This is a genomic window from Saccharothrix sp. AJ9571 (assembly GCF_021725495.1).
Classification (GTDB): Bacteria; Actinomycetota; Actinomycetes; order Mycobacteriales; family Pseudonocardiaceae; genus Amycolatopsis; species Amycolatopsis magusensis.
On record NZ_CP091382.1, the window covers coordinates 5,134,222 to 5,152,805 of the forward strand.

Below are 18,584 nucleotides of genomic sequence, written 5' to 3' on the forward strand. Positions count from 1 at the left end.
TGTCGCGGTGACCAGGTACCGGATCCTGCCCCTGCTGGCCGCCGCACTGCTCACCGCGACCGGCCTCGCCGCGCCGATCGCCCAGGCGGACCCCGCCCCGGCACGCCTCGCCACCCCGCCGATGGGCTGGAACCACTGGAACAAGTTCCGCTGCCAGATCGACGAGGGCATCGTCCGCGAAATCGCCGACGCGATGGTGTCGACCGGTCTGCGCGACGCCGGTTACCAGTACGTCAACGTGGACGACTGCTGGCAGGCCGCCGCCCGCGACGCCGACGGCCGGCTGACCTCGGACCCGATCACCTTCCCCGGAGGCATGGCCGCCCTCGCCGACTACATCCACGCCCGCGGGCTGAAGTTCGGCATCTACACCGCCGTCGGCGAAAAATCGTGCGAAGGACGCCCGGCCAGCGGCGGCCACTACGCCGAAGACGCGGCGACCTTCGCCGACTGGGGCGTCGACTACGTCAAACTCGACTGGTGCGGCGCGACCGGTGACCCGCACGCCCTCACCAGCGAATTCCGCGCGTCGCTGGATTCGACGGGCCGCTCCATGGCACTCGGCGTCTCCCGCCACGGCTCGCCGTGGTTGTGGCCGGACCGCCCGGCCGACCTCTGGCGCACCTCCGCCGACATCGACGACGAGTGGCACAGCATGCTGCGCAACGCCGAAGAGGAAGCCGGGCTGTCCGGCGCCGCCGGCGCGGGCAAGGGCTGGAACGACCCGGACATGCTGCAGATCGGCAACGGCAAGATGAGCCCGGTCGAGTACCGCGCGCACTTCAGCCTGTGGGCCGTGCTCGCCGCGCCCCTGCTGATGGGCAACGACCTGCGGCAGATGGACCCCGAAACGCTGAGCATCCTGGCCAACCGCGAGGTGATCGCCGTCGACCAGGACCCGCTCGGCGTGCCGGGGGAGCGGCTGCGGAGCAACGGCGGCGAGGAGGTCTGGGCGCGTCCGCTCGCGGGCGGCGATGTCGCCGTCGTTTTGTTCAACCGGGGCCCGCACTCCACGGAAATCCGCACGTCAGCCCACGAAATCGGCCTGCGTCCAGCCCATGGCTACCGGCTGCGCGACCTCTGGACCGGCCAAGAGGGCACCACGCCGGGCAGCATTTCGGCCGACGTGCCACCGCATGGCGCCGCGTTGTTCCGGGTGACGCCGAACGCGCACGGTCCCGCCTGGCAGACCCTCTCCGCCGAAGCGGATTACCTCGAGCCCGGCCGTCCCACGACGGTCCGGGTGTCGCGCGGCGCTTCGCTCGACGCGCCGGAAGGCTGGCAGGTGCGCCGGTTGTCACCCAGCCATTTCGAGGTCACGGCCCCGGCCGACGCCGCGGCTGGACCAGCCGCCCTGAAGCTGAGCGCGGGCCGTCGACAAATCGAACACGTCGTCGTGGTGCCGCCCGCGCCTCCGCGGGGCGCCGGCGCTTTGTCGAACCACCCCCGGCTGGAGACCGACAACGGCTGGTACCTGCCGATGAAGATCAACCAGTCCTTCGGCCCCGACGACTTCTGCGGCGACTGCCCCGGCGGCCCGCTGACCATCGGCGACAAAACCTACGAAACCGGCCTCGGCACCTACGCCTCGGCGCAGGTCAGCTACTACCTCGGCGCGTCGTGCCGCAGCGTCGACCTCGCCGCCGGCATCGACCGCGAGGTGCTGGCGATGAAGTGGCCGGGCGCACACAACGTGAAGGGCACCGCGAAGTTCGCCGTCTACGCCGACGGCAGACCGATCTTCGAGACCGGCCTGCTCAAGGCAGGCGAACCGGCGAAGCACGCGAAACTCGACACCCGTGGCGTGCGCGAGCTGAAACTCGTCAACCACAGCGGCGGCGACGGCAATTTCGCCGACCACGCCGACTGGGGCGGTCTCCAGTTCGACTGCCGAGCCTAGCCACACGAGAGTCGTGCCCGATCAACTCTCCGGACCAGCTCAGCGGATGCCCAACTTGCCCGCCAGCCTGCCCAGCCACGCGACGACCTCGCCGGGCTCGCGATCCGGCAGGCCGAAGATCAACTCGGTGACGCCGATCGAGGCGAGGTGCGCGATCCGGTCCGCGTCGGGCTTCCCGCTCAACGCGGCGACCTCCGGTGCGCCGGATCGCCCGGCCTCCCGCCAGATCCGCTGGAGCAGGGCCACCTTGTCGTCGATGTCCACATCGGACGGGGTGGTGAGCCAGCCGTCGGCCGACTTCGCGATCCACCGGAACGTCCGCTCGGTGCCCCCGGCGCCGACCAGCACCGGGATCTGCGACTGGACCGGCTTCGGCCAGGCCCAGCTCGCACCGAACGAGACATACTCACCGGCATAACTCGCTTCGTCGTCGGTCCACAGTGCACGCATCGCTTCGAGGTACTCGCGCAGCACCGTTCGCCGTTTCGACCCGGGCACGCCGTGGTCGGCGAGTTCGTCGACGTTCCAGCCGAACCCGGCGCCGATCGTGACCCGGCCGCCGGACAGGTGGTCCAGGCTGGCGATGGTCTTCGCGAGCGTGATCGGATCGCTCTCGACGGGCAGCGCCACCGCGGTCGCCAGCCGGATGCGTGTGGTCACCGAGGCGGCGGTCGCCAGCGCGACCCATGGATCGAGGGTGCGCAGGTACCGGTCGTCCGGCAACGCCGCGCCGCCGGTGCGCGGGTGCGGTGCTTCCCGTTTGACCGGGATGTGCGTGTGCTCGGGCACGTAGAACGTGTCGAAACCGGCTGCTTCGGCGGCCTGGGCCGCGGCAGCGGGCGTGATGCCCCGGTCGCTGGTGAACAGCACGATCCCGTGTCTCACCAGGCGAACGCTATTAGAACGTGTTTCAGTTTGCAACCTTGCCGCGGGTGCCGGCGACGGCGTGACCGGCGCCGAATCCGTCGGCTCGGGCGATGATCCGCCCACCCTCGACGCGGATCGCGACCTCCGTGTCGTCGCCGACCGCGCGCACCCCTGCCGCCGCGGCGAGCGTCCCCGAGGCGTCGCAAACGATCTTCAGCCGCGGCCAGGCCGACACCGGGAAGGCGGGCCGCAGGCAGTTGGCCAGTTCGGCGATGGTCAACCGAGCCAACGGCATCAGATCGTCGGGCGAACTGGTGACCAGCACGACGGTGACCTCGTCGCCGAAACGAACGGCCTGCTCCACGGCAGCCAGCCGATGCAGTCCGAGAACCGCCACGATCCCGTCGCCGTTGAGGGAGACGTCCTCGCGGTGCACGAGATCGACGGCATCCGGCGGCGCCCACGGCTGTTCCACCTTCTGAGCCGCCTTCGTCTCCGGATCCGCCCACCAATCGTTGAGTTCGAGCCCCGCCAGTCGCTCGCACGCGCTGACCACGTCGAACGGCTCGACGAAACCCGGCGCCGACGCGGCCAGGCGACTCGCGCCCTGCAAGGTCGTCCAAATCGTCTCGGCCACCCGGATCAACCGGGGCGGCGGCGCGCCCGCCGGTCGCTCCGGTGGCTGCAGTCGCTCCATCGCCAAGCCGAGCAGCAACGCGTTGAGCTTCGTCAATTGCGCGAACGGCTTGCGCAGCCGCTCGTCCGAACTCACCTCGGACACCAGGTCCATACCGAGCCGGGCCCCATCAAGGGTCGACCCGTCGTCCGCGAGCGGCAGCCGGGTCACCCAGGTCCGAGCGAACGACCCCACCGCCTCACGTAAATCGCGGCCGGGCTCGGCATGGGGCGGGGAGGTCGCCTGCTCGGCCAGATCCGCCAGCACCGCGAAGTACAGAGCCCGTTTGCCGGGGAAGTTCGAGTAGACCGCGCCCCGGGTCAGCTCGGCGCGCTCGGCGATCGCGTCGACCTTCGCGTCACGGAAGCCTCGCTCGGTGAACTCGTCGCGAGCCGCCGCGAGCACCTTCGCCCGGTTGCGTTCCTGCAATTCCGCCCTGCTGAGCCGGACCATCGTTCCCTCCCGACGACGCACCTCAGATGACGCTAACATCTGAAGCTTCTGGAAGTGCGCTCGCACTCGGCGGCGTGCCCAGGCGACGGCGAATGTGAAACGGGCTTTTCCAGCGGACGCCGAATGGGTATATCGATAGGTGTGGTGAACAAGCGCGCGAAGAAGAACGACCGGCTGGCCAAATACCAGTCGATGCGTGACTTCACGCGAACCGCCGAACCGGCTGGCGACGGCAAGGTCCAGTCCGAGGGCAACCGGTTCGTCGTCCAGCGGCACCGCGCCCGCCGCCGTCACTACGACGTGCGGCTGGAGATCGACGGCGTGCTGGTCAGCTGGGCGGTGCCGAAAGGCCCGACGCTCGACCCCAAGGCCCGCCGGATGGCCGTGCATGTCGAGGACCACCCCATCGAATACGCCGACTTCGAGGGCGTGATCCCGGCGGGCGAGTACGGCGGCGGTGACGTGATCGTCTGGGACCGCGGCACCTGGGAGCCGGTGGACACCGACGACCCGCTGAAGGCCATCGAGAACGGAAATCTGCACTTCAACCTCTACGGCGAAAAATTGCACGGCCTCTTCGTGCTGATCCGCCCCCGCCGCTCGGAATCCGAGAAGGACCAGTGGTTCCTGCTGCACAAGCAGGACGAACACGCGGAGCCGGGCTGGGACGCCGAGGACCACCCGAAGTCGGTGAAGACCGGCCGCACGAACGACGAAGTGGCGGCCAACCCCGACGCGCTGTGGCGCAGCGACCTGCCCGCCGCCGAGGCCGAAGTGCGGATGGGCACCCAGCAGTGGGAGCCGCCGACCGAGGACGAGATGGCCGCGCTCGAGGAACTGGGCGCGAAGGGCACCTGGGAACTGGCCGGTCGCACGCTCAACCTGACCAACCTGGACAAGGTGCTGGTGCCCGGCCGCGACGGCGAGGACCCACTGACCAAACGCGACCTGATCCGGTACTACACGCTGGTCGCGCCGGTGATGCTGCCGTACCTCGCCGGTCGTCCGCTGAACACGCACCGCTTCCCCAACGGCACCGACAAACCCGGCTTCTGGCACAAGGAAGTCCCCGGCCACGCGCCCGAGTGGCTCAAGCGCTGGCACCACGAGCAGGCCGAAGCCGGCGATGTGCAGTGCTACCTGGTCCCGGACAGCCTGCCCGCGATGGCCTGGCTGGCGAACTACGGCGCGATCGAACTGCACGCGTGGACCTCGCGCGTGCCCGACGTCGAAAAACCGACCTGGGCGCTGTTCGACATCGACCCCGGTCCGGAGACCTCGTTCGACGACCTGCTGGTGCTCGCCCGCCTGCACCGGACCGCGCTGCAGCACCTCGGGCTCGAAGGCCGCGCGAAGGTCACCGGCCAGCGCGGCATCCAGATCTGGGTGCCCGTCGAACCGCGTTACACCTTCGCCGAAACGCGGACCTGGACCGAAACCGTGTCGAGGACGATCGGCCGGGCCGTGCCCGACCTGGTCAGCTGGAAGTGGACCAAGGACAAGCGCAAGGGCCTGGCGCGGCTGGACTACACGCAGAACGTGATCAACAAGACGCTGGTCGCGCCCTACAGCGTGCGGCCCCAGCCGGGCGCGCCGGTTTCGGTGCCGATCGAGTGGGACGAGCTGGACGATCCCGAGTTGACCCCGGACCGCTGGACCGTGCGCACCCTGTTCGACCGGCTGAAGTCCGCCGGCGATCCGTTCGCCGCACTGCTCGGCGTCCAGCAGCGCCTGCCCAAGCTGTAGGTCGAACCACACCTCCTTCGCGGTCGCCGGGCGTTGTCCTGCGACCCCGTCGAAAACTCGCCGGCGCGCAGATCGCCCGGGCGCAGTCTCGACGACCCCACCTCACCCGTCACCTGACCCGCACCGACGGCGCCACCAAGGCTTGTAATGGCTCCGCAATGGTGCCATAGTGGCGCCATGGACCTGACGGCGCACGGCGGCTGCGGCCCGACTTCTCATTGACCCGGCGATCACTGCGTCCTTGGGCGGTGGACAGTGCCTCGCCGACTGGATCCGCTAACCGCCATCTCAAGCAGCACGACTATGCCCTGAGACCCGGGTCGACCCGTTCAGCGACGTCATCCACCGCACTTGGCCACAATGGCGCCATCGTGGCGCCACAGAAAGGGGAGCAGGAATGAGCACACTGGCGGACCGATGGGGAATCCACCCCAGCCAGTCCTGGTTGCACGGGCGCCGGCCCGAGCACCCGGTGTCCTTCGATGAGGAACACGGCACCTGGGACGTCTACGGCTACGCGGAAGCGGTCGAGATCCTCGGCGACCACAAGCGCTTCTCGTCGAACTTCTCGACGGTCTTCCCGGAGATGGCCGACGAATCCCAGTCCGCGGGCAACATCCTGCAGATGGACCCGCCCGACCACCGCAAGCTGCGCACCCTGGTCAGCCACGCCTTCACCCCGAAGATGGTGGCCGACCTCGAACCGCGGATCGCCGAACTGACCGGGGAACTGCTCGACAACGTCGCCGGTCGCGACGAGTTCGACCTGGTCACCGAACTCGCCTACCCGCTGCCGGTGATTGTCATCGCCGAACTGCTCGGCGTGCCCAGCAGCGATCGCGAGCTGTTTCGGAAGTGGGCGGACCTGCTCTTCACCGACCCGGATCCGCTGTCGCTCAACGATGAAGACGGCGAGCAGATGCGCAGGTTCGAAAAGCAGCAGGAAGAGCTGCAACCGATGCTCGACTACCTGAACGCCCATGCCGCCGAACGACGGCGGCACCCGCGGGAAGACCTGCTGAGCAAGCTGGTGCAGGCCGAAGTCGACGGCGAACAGCTGACCGACCTCCAGGTCGTCAACTTCGCGAACATCCTCCTGCTCGCCGGCCACATCACCACCACCATGCTGCTCGGCAACTCGGTGCTGTGCCTCGACGGGAACCCGGACCAGGCGGGCCGCGTGCGGGCCGACCGCACGCTGGTGCCGTCCGCGATCGAGGAGTCCCTGCGCCTGCTCAGCCCGTTCGCGCAACTCGCCAGGGTCACCACGACCGAGGTGGAGCTCGGTGGCCGGAAGATCCCGCCGAACCAGGTGCTCCTGGTGTGGCTGTCGGCGGCGAACCACGATGCGCGTCAGTTCGACCGGCCGGACGTGTTCGACCCCGCCCGCGACCCCAATCCGCACCTGGCGTTCGGCCGCGGCGTGCACTTCTGCCTCGGTGCCCCGCTCGCCCGGCTCGAAGGCCGCATCGCGATGAACATCCTGCTGGACCGGTTCCCGACGCTGCGGACCGATCCCGCGAACCCGCCGTCCTTCATGGTGGCGCCGAGCACGCTGGGCGTCCGGAACCTGCACCTGCGAACTCAGGCGTAGTAGGTCTGGATCTCCGTGGCCTTCAGCGCCGCCCACAGCCGGGCACCCGGCACGATCCGCAGTTCGGCGACCACCGCGGGGGTGATGTCGGCGTGCACGGCGGGGTCGCCGTCCAGATGGACGCGGATTGTGTGCGCGTGCTGTTCCAGCCCGAGCACAGTGACCGGCCAGGTGTTGCGGGGGCTCCCGGTCGGCCGGTCGGGGTGCAGGCTGACGGCGGAGGGGGAGAAGGCCACGTGCACGGCACCGGTGGCGGGCTCGGCGACGATCAGCTCGCCACCGGTGTCCAGCGCGACCGTCGTACCGTCGGCCTTGCCGCGGTGCAGGTTCAGTCCGACCAGCTGCGCGATGTAGTCGGTGCGCGGGCGCCGCGCGACCTCGGCAGGCGCGCCCTCCTGCACCACGTCGCCGTTTTCGACGATCACCAGCCGGTCGGCGAGCACCATCGCGTCGAGCGGGTCATGTGTGACCAGCAGCGTGCGGCCCGGATAGTCAGCGAGATGGCGGCCGAGTTCGGCGCGGATGTGCAGCCGGGTGCCGGCATCGAGCGCGGCGAGGGGTTCGTCCAGCAACAGCAGCTCGGGGTCGGTGACCAGCGCCCGGGCGAGCGCCACCCGCTGCGCCTGCCCACCGGACAGCGAACGCGGCCGGGTGTCGTGGTGGGCGTCCAAACCGACCTTGTCGAGCCAGCCCGCGGCGAGATGCCTCGCCGTGGCGCGATCGGTGCCGCGAGCACGTAGGCCGAACGCGACGTTCTCCAACGCGGACAGGTGATTGAAGAGCAGGTAGTCCTGGAAAACGACGCCGATCGGCCGATGCTCGGCGAGCATGAACTCCCGCGGTGGCTCGTCCCAGATGCGGTCGTCCAGACGCAAGGAGCCTTCGCTGATCGGCAGCAGGCCGGCGAGCACACGCAACGCGGTCGTCTTACCCGCGCCGTTCGGCCCCAATAGCGCGACCACCTCGCCAGGTGCGACGGTCAACCGCAGAGCGAGGCGGAACCCGTTGTCCCGGCTGACCCGGAAGTCGGCGTGCAGCGTCACGACACACCTCGGATCCAGCGGTCGCGCAAGCTCGCCAGCACCACGACCGACACGATGAGCAGCACCATGCTCAGCACGATCGCAGCATCCGGATCGGACTCGAGCGCCAGGTAGACCGCGAGCGGCATCGTGGTGGTCTCGCCGGGGAAGTTGCCGGCGAAGGTGATGGTGGCACCGAATTCGCCGAGCGCACGCGCCCAGCACAAGACCGTGCCCGCGACGATCCCCGGGGCGATCGACGGGAGCGTGACCCGCCGGAAAGTCAGCCAACGCGACGCCCCCAAGGTCGCCGCCGCCTCTTCATACCGGGGATCCGCGGCGCGAAGCGCGCCCTCGACCGAGATGACCAGGAACGGCATCGCGACGAAAGCCTCGGCGATCACGACGCCGGCCGTCGTGAAGGGCAAGGAGATGCCGAACCAGGAGTCGAGGTACTGACCGATCGGCCCCCGCCTGCCGAGCACGAGCAGCAGGGCGACGCCGCCGACGACCGGCGGCAGCACGAGCGGCACGGTCACCAGCGCACGCAGCACGCCGCGCCCCGGCAGATCGCCACGGGCCAGCACCCACGCCAGCGGCACGCCGAGCACGAGGCAGATGACCGTCGCCAGGCTGGCGCATACCAACGACAGCCGCAGCGCCTCACCGACTTCCGGGCTGAACAGCTGACTGGGCAGCGTGCTCCACGGCGCCCGGATGATCAACCCGGCCAGCGGCACCACCAGGAACGCCAGCCCGAGCAGTGCTGGGATGAGCAGGATGAGGGGCAGACGCCCGCGGGCCCTGCGGCGTGCCGTCATGGAGTGTCGAAACCTGCCTCACCGAGCACGGCCCGTCCACGCTCCGAGAGCACGAACTGCACGAACGCGCTGGCGGTCGTGGCGTTGGGCGCCTTCGCCAGGGTGGCGATCGGGTAGTCGTTGATCGCCTCGTCGGCCTCCGGGAACGCGATGCCGTCGACGTCGCCGCCCGCGGCTTTCACGTCGGTCCGGTAGACGAGTGCGGCGTCGACCTCGCCGAGCCGGACCTTGGTGAGCGCGGCTTTGACGTCCTGCTCGAGCGTGTCGGGCGCGGCCGTGAGCCCGGCTGCTTCGAAGACCTTCTTGGCAGCCGCACCACAGGGAACCTTCTCGTCGCACAGCGCGATTTTGCGCCCGGCGTTCGTGAAATCGACGAGACCGGTGACCCCGGCTGGATTGCCTTTCGGCACCGCGATCTCGAGCCGGTTGCGGACGAAGGTGACCGGCTCGCCGCTGACGCCGCCGGTGTCGCTGACCTGCTTCATGTTGGTTGGCGCGGCGGAGGCGAATACATCGGCCGGCGCTCCCCGGTCGATCTGCTGCGCGAGTGCGGAGCTGCCGGCGAAGTTGAAGGTGACCTTCGTGCCCGGGTTCGCGGCCTCGAACTCCGAGCCGAGCTTGGTGAACGACTCGGTGAGCGACGCCGCGGCGAACACGGTCACCGTGCCGCCGGCGTTCCCGCCATCACCTGACGGTGCCTCGCTGCCGCAACCGGCCAGCGCGAGTGCCGCGACCACCAGTGAGGCGTGAATCCGCAAGTTCGGCATGACTCGCAGTCTAGCTACGCGATCGCGGAAGAAAACTTGCGATGCGTTATCTATTGCGGATCGGCCGTGAGGCCACGCCCGAGGTCGCGTCGGGGCAACGGGCTCGAGTAGACGACGCTCGTGGTGACCGAGCCGAGCCCGGCGATGCGCCCGGTGACCGTCTCGAGATGCCGCATCGACCGGGCGAGCACCTTCAGCACGAAGCAGTCCTCGCCGGTCACGTGATGGGCTTCCAAGATCTCCGGCGTGGCCGCGAGCAGATCACGGAACGGCTTGTAGTTGCCGGTCGGATACCGCAGCCGCACCAGCGCGGTGATGGACAGGCCGAGCCGCTCCGGATCGACCACGGCGGAGTAGCCGGTGATGACCCCGGCCTCCTCGAGCCGTCGCACGCGCTCGGTCACCGCACTCGGCGACATCGAAACGGTCCTGGCGAGGTCTGCGTAACTGGCGCGGCCATCGGCCTGGAGTGCCTCCAGGATGCGTCAGTCGATGTCGTCCAGTGTTTCCACGGTCATTGCCCATAACTACCAGGGAAACCACGGCCTTCCCAAAAGAACGCCGTGGAACGCTGGTTCACTGACCTCCGTCGTCGACCTAGCGTTCTACCCATGACGATCACTTCCTCGGACGCTGTTTCGTACTTCACCGCCCAACTGGAATTCCGCACCGACGTCGCCGACGTGCACACTGCGCTGGAATCCGGCGCCCCCGGCTTCACCCTGCTGGACTCCCGGGGCGATGCGGCCTGGGCACAAGGACGCATCCCCGGCGCACTGCACCTGCCCACCATCGAAATCGCCCGCCGAGGTGCGGCACTACTGGACCCGGCACTGCCCGTGGTCACCTACTGCTGGGGGCCGGGTTGTGACGGTGCGACCCGGGCAGCGCTGGCCGTGGCGAAGCTCGGCTACCGGGTCAAGGAGATGATCGGCGGCATCGAGTACTGGATCAGGGAAGGTTTCGGCGTCGAAACCGCCGACGGCGTCGTGCGACGACCAGCCGACCCGCTGACCTCGCCCATCGCCGGGATCACCTGCGACTGCTGAGCCCACGGGAAAATGCGTGGACAGTGATCGGGGAGGCTGGCTAACCTGCCGGCATGTCCAGCCCCGAGGCGTCCAGACGGTAGCCATTCGCGATTTGTCCGATTCGGACATCGCTGAACGCTGCCGTTTTCCCGACGTCTTCCATGGGGTTCATTCATGCCTTTTGCTGTCTACCTGCTCGGGCTGGCCGTTTTCGCCCAGGGCACTTCCGAATTCATGTTGTCCGGGCTCATCCCGGAGATCGCCGGTGACCTGCGGGTCTCCGTGCCCACCGCGGGGCTGCTGACCTCGGGGTTCGCGGTGGGAATGATCGTCGGCGCGCCGTTGATGGCGGTGTTGAGCCTGCGCTGGCCGCGTCGCCGCACGCTGGCGATCTTTCTGTCCGCCTTCGTGGTGGTGCACATTCTCGGTGCGCTGACCTCGAGCTACGAAGTACTGCTGGCCACCCGTGTGACCGGCGCGCTCGCCAACGCCGGGTTCTGGGCTACCGCGCTGGCCACCGCCAACGCCATGGTGGCGCCGAACGCGAAAGCCCGCGCGACGTCCGTCGTGGTCGGCGGGGTCACCGTGGCCTGTGTCGCCGGCGTACCCGCCGGTGCCTGGCTGGGCCAGCAGTGGGGCTGGCGCGCGGCCTTCTGGGCGGTGGCGTTGATTTCGTTGCCGCCGCTCATCGCTATCCTGCGAACGATCCCGGCTGGCCGTCCGGAGAACGCCGACGCGGGCGTCCGCGGAGAACTGCGGTCGTTGCGTGATGCTCGTTTGCTGGTGATCCTGCTGGTCGCGGCGCTGGTCAACGGCGCGACGTTCTGCGCCTTCACCTATCTGGCGCCGTTGTTCACCACCGACACCGGGCTCGGCGAAGGCTGGGTGCCGGTGCTGCTCGCCCTGTTCGGCGTGGGTTCGTTCCTCGGCGTGACGATCGGTGGCCGGGTCGGCGACACCTACCCGGTCCAACTGCTGGCGACCGGAATGGTGGCACTGATCGTGGGCTGGTCGTTGTTCGCGATGACGGCGGGCAACGCGTTCGCCACCGTTGTGCTCGTGCTGATCCAGGGCACGCTCGCGTTCGCGACCGGCTCCACGCTGATCTCCCGCGTGTTCTACGTCGCCGATAAGGCGCCGACGCTGGCCGGTGGTCTTGCCACCGCCGCCTTCAACGTCGGCGCCGCCGCGGGACCGTGGCTCGGCGGCATCGCCATCGGCACCGGGACCGGCTTCCGCGCGCCGTTGTGGGTCAGTGCGGCGTTGATGGTCGTGGCGTTGCTGGTCGCCGTGGTCGCGCAGGTAGTCAGGAAGCGGGTTCTCCGCTGACCTGTCCTCGTTCGCTCGGTTCGGGAGTCGCCTTCTGTGTACGTCGTGGTTTCACCGCGGTGGCGGCGAACTCCCGCACCGAGGGACCGCCGAGCAGGCACCAGATCGCGATCACCGGATCGCAGATGGCGCAGCCGAAGGAGGAATGCTCCGCGAACGGCAGGATTGGTGTGCCTTTCCAGTGGTGCAGGGCATCCCAAGCGGTGTGAAGCAGCCAGCCGATGCCGATGAAGGTCCACGAATCGAGCCCTCGGTAAGCGACATAGGTGACCACGGCCGCGAACGCGAGTTCCCACGGGCCGAAGCCACCGCCGCTGAGGTAGGCGGCTCCGGCTCCGGCGATCATCACCGCGTTGAAGCGGCGGCGGTTCGGTTCGCGGATGAGTGAGTTGAGGCAAACGTAGGCGATCCCGATCAGGATCGGGGCGATGATGAGCACCCGTCGGACGTTATTCCGGCGGGTGCTTTCCCGACACCGGCCGGATTGCCAACTTCCTCCGGATTATCGCCAACAGTCCCGATGTGCTGCGGCGAACTCGGCGAAGGACCGCGCAGGTCGCCCGGTCACTTCTTCAACCGTCGTGGTGACACGGTCCTCAGAACCGTGGCGGATGTTCTCGTCGAGCCCGGCGAGGACGGCCGCGTACTCCGGTGGCTGGCCCGCTGCGGACAGCATCGCGGCGAAGTCGTCGACGCCGAGTGACCGATGGTGCACCGGCTTGCCGATGACCTCGGTGAGAATGGCGGCCGCGTCGGCGTAACTGAGTGCTTGCGGGCCGGTGATCACGTGATCCGTGTTGTGCGGGATCGGGTCGAGCAAGGCGCGAGCGGCGACCGCGGCGATGTCATCGGCGTCGACGAAAGCGACGCGACCCGCTCCGGTGGCGGTGACGATCTCGCCCGATGTCCGGATGCCCTGTGCCACAGTGTGTTCGCCGCTGAAGTTCTGCATGAACCAGGACGGCCGCAACACCGTCCATTCGGGGAACCGCTCTCGCACCAGCCGTTGTAGGCCGCCCAGCCCCGGCGTGTCCTCGGTGACCGCGGACGAACTCAACAGCACGACCCGGCGCACGTCGTGCTCGCGTGCCTCGACGAGGAAAGGTTCGACGATCGGCACCGGGTCGGCGACCCCGAGCGGCGCAACCAGATACACCCGGTCAGTGCCCGACAATGCCGGACCGTGAGTCTCCCGCCCTATCCAGTCGAAGCGGACCTGGTCCGCCGCAGCCGGCTTCCGCGTGGCCACTCGCGCATGCGCGCCGAGTAGGGCGGCTACGCGACTGCCAGTCGTGCCGGTACCGCCGATGACCAGCGTCTTCACGCTTTCGCCGCCGAGTTCGCGAACGACGTCAGTGCGTCGGTTCCGCCCATGGCCTCGGCTGCGGCCAAAGGGCTCCAGTAGTCGCGATAGTGGACGATTTCACCGTCCTTCGCGGTGATGACCGCGATGTAGCGCATGCTGTACGGCTTGCCGCTGGCCACGATCGTGCCGGCTACCTCGAACTCCACGATGACCTGCCCGGGGTCGGCGGTCTCGTGCACCTCCTGAGCCACGATTCGCTCCGGCGCTATGTAGTTGTTGTAGTCACGAAGGTAGTCCCGTACGGCGTCGCGACCGTCGAGGCGCGCCGGAGAGCCGGCCGAGGCGAAGGGGAACTCGAGGACTCCGTCGGTTGCCCACAACTCGGAAAAGCCGATCATGTCCTTGGCGAGGAGTCGGCGGAGACCTTCTTCTACCAGGTCAAGGGCGGATCTGGGCACAGTTGCTCCTGTCATCAGCGAGTGGACGATACGGAACCGTCCCGACGTAAACCCTACGCGGGACGGGTCCGTCCCGTCCAGCCGTATGCTGTGCACCATGACTTCACGTCGCACCCCGACCGGCGCCGCCGTCCTCCAGACGCGGATCACCTCCGCCATCACCGAAGCCGTCTGGAGCGAACTCGCCGCTCATGGCTACGGACGCCTGTCCATGGAAGCGGTGGCCAAGCGGGCCGGCGTCGGCAAAAGCGCGCTCTACCGACGCTGGCCGTCCAAGCAGGACATGGTGATCGCCGTGCTGTCGGAGTTCAGCGTGCCGCGTGCGGAAGTGATGGACACCGGCTCACTGCGTGGCGACCTGCTGACCACTGTGCATGCGCTGCGTGACTGGTTCACGCATCCGCGCTTCTCGGCGGTTTTGCCCGACCTTACCGCTGAAGCCGGTCGGAACACGGCTCTTGCGGCGGCCATCCAGGAAACCATCGGTGGGCCGCGGCGGGAACACGGCGCCGCAATGTTGCGGAGAGCGATCGCGCGCGGTGAGTTGCCGGACGACCTCAACATCGAACTCGCCCTTGATTTCGTTCCTGGGCCACTGTATTGGCGGCTGAACGTGCGAAAAATGGCTCTGGATCCAGGATATTCGGAAGATCTGGTGGAGTTTTTGTTGCGGGGACTGGGATACGTGCGCCCGCCTGGAGGGTGATCCAGAAACACCCATTCGTGTTGGGAACACCTGTTCGACTCGGATGTATCGTATCCTGCGTGAGGCAATCCAAGTTCTTTTCACTCAGTCCCGCTGTTGTCGGAAAATTCGATGACAGCTCCGTTGTCGAAGCCCTGTGCACCGCGAGGCGGTTGAGCGCTCAGTTGGAAGCGATCGAGCTGCGCGTGGTGCATCGGCTGACCGAACTGCGCAGTGACCTACGGTCGGTCGTCGACGAGGTGGCTCTCGAGCTGTGCTTGTCCAAACGTGCCGCAGAGGACCTGGTCCGCTTGGCGCGTGATGTGATGAACCGTCTGCCGAACGTGCTCGGGGCGATGGAGGAAGGCACGCTGAGCCGATTGTCTGCCACCAAGATCTCCGATGTGGTGGCGCCGCTGCCGGACGATCTGGTCAGCGAGGTGGACGTCGCACTGGTCGATCGAATCACTGACAAGAACGCCGGTCAGATCCGTCGGATCACCCGCGATCTGGTGCACAAAGTCGACCCGAAGGGCGCCGAGGCGAGAGCGCGAGCACGAAGATCGGAGCGAAGGATCGAAATCCGCCATCGTGAAGATGCGATGGCGCAGTTGCTTGCGGAGTTGCCCGTGGAGGTCGCTTCCTCGATCTATGCCCGCGTCAACCGCATCGCGCGAACGATGCGTTCCCGCAAAGAGAAGCGCACAGCGGACCAGCTCCGTGCTGATGTGTTCGCCGAACTACTGATGGGGGAGCGAACTGGCGCACCTAGGGCTGAGGTGTTCATTCACGTGGCGGCGGACGCGGCGCTGGGCATCACCGACCGCGCCGCCGAGCTGGTGGGGCACGGTCCGATCCCTGCCTCGGTCGCCCGCGACATCATGAAGCAGCCGGACAGCGTGTGGCGCAAGGTGATCACCGACCCGGGCAGTGGCGCGCCGCTGGACGTGGGACGTTCCCGCTACCGCCCACCCGCCCACCTGGCCGACTACGTGCGTGTGCGAGATCGGGTATGCCGAATGCCCGGTTGTCACCACCCTGCCCAGTGCGCTGACCTCGACCACCATCGCGCACGGGCAAAGGGCGGCGACACCAGCTGCCAGAACCTCTGCGTGCTCTGCCGTTCACATCATCGGCTCAAAGACGCTCCTGGCTGGAAGTTCGACCTCGACCGCAAGACCGGCGAGCTGACGATCACGACGCCGGCCGACCGCACCCGCACCACCAAACCGACTCCGCTCTTCCCGCCCGCTGAGCACGCCGACGCAGCCTGATTGGAGATGCTCACCCATGACGCCCCTTCATGAGTGGCTGCTTGGTCAGTGCACCGCCTGCGCTCGCTCACGAAGCTGCACCCGTTGTGGTCGATACGGGAGCCTGCCCCTTACGCGATCAATCGTCCGAACGCTACCTGTGGCGACGACTACCTCACTTCAAGTTCGTGACGCCGACCTGCGCAGTGGCCAGCTGACGGCGACCGTGAGCCGAATGCATCGCGACTACTGCTCGCAGCGTCGGGGAGTGGCCTGAAGCTCAGGCATCTCGACGGCGCACGAAAAGCGATGCGACTCCGAAGGCCACAGCCATGTACAACAGCATGACGACGGCCGCGGCTGGTTGTGACAGCTTCAATGGCGGGCTCATCCCCAGCGATTCGGCGCCGGTCAATTGCGCCGGCAGATGAGTGAGCATCAACGACGTTGCCCAGGAGGCCCATTCTCCCGGCAGCTTCTGTGCGATCAGTGGGGCGACGTACCAGTAAGCGACGAGCGCGGTGATCGCGCCAGCAGCGGAGCGCAAGAGGGCGCCGAGCCCTAGACCGAGTATCGCGTAGACGACCACGACCGTGCCAGAGGCCAGCATTGCGAGGGCTTCTTCCGCGAGAGAGCTCGTGTGTCCGACGATCGTACGGTCGCCCATCATCGCGCGACTGAGGAAGAACGAGCCAAACTCGACGAGTTGCCCTGACACGAAAGCAACGACGGTGAGCACGATGGCCTTTGCCGCGAGGACTTTCGTGCGTAGCGGCACCACAGTGTAGGTCGTGCGTATGAGACTGGTGGAGTGCTCGCTGGTCATCGTCAGCACGCCCAAGACCGCCAGGCCGACGCCGGCAAGCCATGAAGGGAACCCCGTGAATGGCGACAGGATAATCGAGCCCCGCCGCGAAGGCGTGGCGTCCCAGAAGTTCACCGTGGTCATGGTCAGCAATGCCACCAACCCGAAGATTGCCGGCACCAGGGCGAGCACGATGTAGGTGGAACGCACCGATCGCAGTTTGACCCATTCCGAACGAAGGACCCCGATCATCCGACATCCCGCCGCTGGATCAGGAAGAGCGCAACGCCCAGTGACGCCGCGGCGAGACAGAGGGCGCTGAGCGGGTTTGTCAGCAGTACCGACTCGAGTCGCTCCCGCCACGGTTCCGGTAAGAAGCCGCTGATCATCGGGAGGACGAACAGCAGCACGACAAGGAGGGAGATCGCTCCCGCAGTCGAACGCAGCACTGTGCCGGCGCTGAAGCCGATCAAAGCCACCAGCGCGACCGTGGTGCCCGCTCCAAGTAGGCCGGGTGCCTCGCTGGACAGGTCGGTGTAGCCGGGGAAGTCGCGGTTACCGAGCACGGCCCGGCTGGCCAGATGGATGGCGAAGGTCGCGGCGATTCCGGCGACGAGGGCAAGCGCGCCGATCGTGACCGCCTTGGCGATAAGGAGGGCGGGTCGGCGTGGCAACACGGTGAGGCTGGTACGTATCAGGCCGGTCGCGTATTCGGCGGTGATGGCCAGCGCACCGAGAATGCCCAGGCACAGCTGGAGCACCGGCAGCAGGATCTCTTCGATTGATCCGCCCGAGAGTGAGCTGCGGCGTTCGGCCGGCATGGAATCCCACGTTTGACCCCATGCCCACGCGAGTGCCGCACCGATGAGCAGGCTCGACAACACCATGCCCAGCACGTACTGGGTCGATCGGACCGAACGGAGTTTGTGCCATTCAGAAGTCAGTGCGGAGGTCATCGCACCGCCTGGTAGTCGACGCTGTCGGCGGTCAGTTCCAGGTAGGCCTCTTCCAGCGAGGCGCTCCTCGGAATGACCTCGTACACCGGAATGCCACGCGCCGCGGCCAGCTCGCCGATGCCGTCGACACCCATGCTGTGCACCGTCACCGCTTCATCGTTCTCCGCGATAACTTCGGCTCCGGCCTCCCGCAGTGCGTCAGACAGCTCGACGGCTCGCGGCGAGCGAACGAAGACGCCCCGTTGGAAACGTTCTTCGAGCTCGCGCACGGACGTGTCAGCGATCAGCCTTCCACGGCCGATCACGATGAGGCGGTCAGCGGTGAGGGCCATCTCGCTCATCAGATGACTCGACACCAGCACCGTCCGGCCCTCGGCGGCGAGCGACCGCAACAGTTCACGGATCCAGCGCACGCCGTCCGGGTCGAGGCCGTTCACCGGTTCGTCGAGCAGGAGGACGGCGGGATCGCCGAGCAGGGCGCTGGCCAGGCCCAGCCGTTGCTTCATACCCAGAGAGAACTTGCCTGCTCGTTTCCGTGCCACGTCTGCCAGGCCGACCTCTTCCAGCACCTTCCGCACTCGCGACCGGCCGAGGCCGTTCGTCAACGCGAGCGACAGGAGGTGGTCGTAGGCGCTGCGCCCGGGGTGCACCGCGTTGGCGTCGAGCAGGGCACCTACTTCGTGCATCGGCCGCTCGATGGTGGTGTACCGGCGCCCACCGACCAGTGCTTCACCGGCGTCGGGTGCGTCCAGCCCGAGCACGATCCGCATGGTGGTGGACTTCCCGGCACCGTTCGGACCGAGGAAGCCGGTGACTCCGCCCGGCCGCACGGTGAAGGACAGGTTGTCGACGGCCGTCGTCCGGCCGTAGCGTTTGCTCAGTTCGCGCACTTGGATCACGGTCGCAGGCTAGGAA

19 protein-coding genes are annotated in these 18,584 nt (G+C 67.8%); 7 read left to right on the forward strand and 12 right to left on the reverse strand.

The features are described 5' to 3' along the window. The first annotated feature begins 7 nt into the window (after positions 1 to 7). Positions 8 to 1,900 carry an NPCBM/NEW2 domain-containing protein gene (locus L3Q67_RS23680; RefSeq protein ID WP_499183660.1) on the forward strand — a complete coding sequence of 631 codons (1,893 nt, stop codon included), beginning with the start codon at positions 8 to 10 and terminating at the stop codon, positions 1,898 to 1,900. Between the two features lie 39 nt (positions 1,901 to 1,939). Here the strand turns inward: L3Q67_RS23680 and L3Q67_RS23685 are convergent, their stop codons facing one another. Next, the gene (locus L3Q67_RS23685) at positions 1,940 to 2,785 is read right to left on the reverse strand and encodes an LLM class F420-dependent oxidoreductase (RefSeq protein WP_499183661.1); all 846 of its coding nucleotides are present in this window, start codon (positions 2,783 to 2,785) and stop codon (positions 1,940 to 1,942) included. A gap of 25 nt (positions 2,786 to 2,810) precedes the next feature. Then, on the reverse strand, positions 2,811 to 3,896 hold the full coding sequence (locus L3Q67_RS23690) for a TetR/AcrR family transcriptional regulator (protein ID WP_499183662.1): 1,086 nt from the start codon (positions 3,894 to 3,896) through the stop codon (positions 2,811 to 2,813). A 144-nt stretch (positions 3,897 to 4,040) separates the two neighbouring features. Between L3Q67_RS23690 and L3Q67_RS23695 the strand changes: the two genes are divergently transcribed. Together L3Q67_RS23695 and L3Q67_RS23700 are read left to right on the forward strand one after the other, a co-directional pair. Next, positions 4,041 to 5,642: a DNA polymerase domain-containing protein gene (locus L3Q67_RS23695; protein ID WP_499183663.1), complete on the forward strand. Its 1,602-nt coding sequence runs from the start codon at positions 4,041 to 4,043 to the stop codon at positions 5,640 to 5,642. A gap of 397 nt (positions 5,643 to 6,039) precedes the next feature. After that, positions 6,040 to 7,236: a cytochrome P450 family protein gene (locus L3Q67_RS23700; protein WP_499183664.1), complete on the forward strand. Its 1,197-nt coding sequence runs from the start codon at positions 6,040 to 6,042 to the stop codon at positions 7,234 to 7,236. On the opposite strand, the gene L3Q67_RS23705 is transcribed toward L3Q67_RS23700, so the two are convergent. Genes L3Q67_RS23705 through L3Q67_RS23720 form a run of 4 tightly spaced genes read right to left on the reverse strand, consistent with a single transcriptional unit; the run spans position 7,227 to position 10,328 of the window. Continuing rightward, on the reverse strand, positions 7,227 to 8,279 hold the full coding sequence (locus tag L3Q67_RS23705; RefSeq protein WP_499183665.1) for an ABC transporter ATP-binding protein: 1,053 nt from the start codon (positions 8,277 to 8,279) through the stop codon (positions 7,227 to 7,229). The genes L3Q67_RS23700 and L3Q67_RS23705 overlap by 10 nt on opposite strands. Beyond that, positions 8,276 to 9,079: a molybdate ABC transporter permease subunit gene (gene modB, locus L3Q67_RS23710; protein WP_499183666.1), complete on the reverse strand. Its 804-nt coding sequence runs from the start codon at positions 9,077 to 9,079 to the stop codon at positions 8,276 to 8,278. Before modB ends, L3Q67_RS23705 begins: the two co-directional genes overlap by 4 nt. Beyond that, positions 9,076 to 9,846, reverse strand: coding sequence for a molybdate ABC transporter substrate-binding protein (gene modA / locus L3Q67_RS23715; protein WP_499183667.1), 771 nt, complete (start codon positions 9,844 to 9,846; stop codon positions 9,076 to 9,078). Before modA ends, modB begins: the two co-directional genes overlap by 4 nt. Before the next feature lie 50 nt (positions 9,847 to 9,896). Further along, the gene (locus L3Q67_RS23720; protein WP_499191630.1) at positions 9,897 to 10,328 is read right to left on the reverse strand and encodes an Lrp/AsnC family transcriptional regulator; all 432 of its coding nucleotides are present in this window, start codon (positions 10,326 to 10,328) and stop codon (positions 9,897 to 9,899) included. A gap of 129 nt (positions 10,329 to 10,457) precedes the next feature. On the opposite strand from L3Q67_RS23720, the gene L3Q67_RS23725 reads away from it, so the two are divergent. Both L3Q67_RS23725 and L3Q67_RS23730 read left to right on the forward strand, forming a co-directional pair. Next, a complete protein-coding gene (locus L3Q67_RS23725) occupies positions 10,458 to 10,895 on the forward strand; it encodes a rhodanese-like domain-containing protein (protein WP_499183668.1) in 438 nt (145 codons plus the stop codon). A gap of 156 nt (positions 10,896 to 11,051) precedes the next feature. Continuing rightward, complete coding sequence (locus L3Q67_RS23730) at positions 11,052 to 12,206, forward strand: MFS transporter (RefSeq protein ID WP_499183669.1); 1,155 nt, start codon at positions 11,052 to 11,054, stop codon at positions 12,204 to 12,206. Here the strand turns inward: L3Q67_RS23730 and L3Q67_RS23735 are convergent. From L3Q67_RS23735 to L3Q67_RS23745, 3 genes are all read right to left on the reverse strand, one after another. Continuing rightward, positions 12,184 to 12,645 carry a DUF6010 family protein gene (locus tag L3Q67_RS23735; protein WP_499183670.1) on the reverse strand — a complete coding sequence of 154 codons (462 nt, stop codon included), beginning with the start codon at positions 12,643 to 12,645 and terminating at the stop codon, positions 12,184 to 12,186. The genes L3Q67_RS23730 and L3Q67_RS23735 overlap by 23 nt on opposite strands. Positions 12,646 to 12,708: 63 nt before the next feature. Then, a complete protein-coding gene (locus tag L3Q67_RS23740; RefSeq protein WP_499183671.1) occupies positions 12,709 to 13,530 on the reverse strand; it encodes a Rossmann-fold NAD(P)-binding domain-containing protein in 822 nt (273 codons plus the stop codon). Next, complete coding sequence (locus L3Q67_RS23745; protein WP_499183672.1) at positions 13,527 to 13,970, reverse strand: nuclear transport factor 2 family protein; 444 nt, start codon at positions 13,968 to 13,970, stop codon at positions 13,527 to 13,529. Before L3Q67_RS23745 ends, L3Q67_RS23740 begins: the two co-directional genes overlap by 4 nt. Before the next feature lie 97 nt (positions 13,971 to 14,067). Here L3Q67_RS23745 and L3Q67_RS23750 point away from each other — a divergent pair, with 97 nt between their 5' ends. Next, complete coding sequence (locus tag L3Q67_RS23750) at positions 14,068 to 14,676, forward strand: TetR/AcrR family transcriptional regulator (RefSeq protein ID WP_499183673.1); 609 nt, start codon at positions 14,068 to 14,070, stop codon at positions 14,674 to 14,676. A 59-nt stretch (positions 14,677 to 14,735) separates the two neighbouring features. Then, positions 14,736 to 15,929 carry an HNH endonuclease signature motif containing protein gene (locus L3Q67_RS23755; protein WP_499183674.1) on the forward strand — a complete coding sequence of 398 codons (1,194 nt, stop codon included), beginning with the start codon at positions 14,736 to 14,738 and terminating at the stop codon, positions 15,927 to 15,929. 259 nt (positions 15,930 to 16,188) lie between these two features. Here L3Q67_RS23755 and L3Q67_RS23760 read toward each other — a convergent pair whose 3' ends face one another. Genes L3Q67_RS23760 through L3Q67_RS23770 form a run of 3 tightly spaced genes read right to left on the reverse strand, consistent with a single transcriptional unit; the run spans position 16,189 to position 18,568 of the window. Beyond that, on the reverse strand, positions 16,189 to 16,923 hold the full coding sequence (locus L3Q67_RS23760) for a hypothetical protein (RefSeq protein ID WP_499183675.1): 735 nt from the start codon (positions 16,921 to 16,923) through the stop codon (positions 16,189 to 16,191). A 38-nt stretch (positions 16,924 to 16,961) separates the two neighbouring features. Then, a complete protein-coding gene (locus tag L3Q67_RS23765) occupies positions 16,962 to 17,669 on the reverse strand; it encodes a hypothetical protein (RefSeq protein WP_499183676.1) in 708 nt (235 codons plus the stop codon). Then, positions 17,666 to 18,568 carry an ABC transporter ATP-binding protein gene (locus L3Q67_RS23770; protein ID WP_499183677.1) on the reverse strand — a complete coding sequence of 301 codons (903 nt, stop codon included), beginning with the start codon at positions 18,566 to 18,568 and terminating at the stop codon, positions 17,666 to 17,668. The genes L3Q67_RS23765 and L3Q67_RS23770 overlap by 4 nt, the downstream gene beginning before the upstream one ends. Positions 18,569 to 18,584 lie beyond the last annotated feature (16 nt).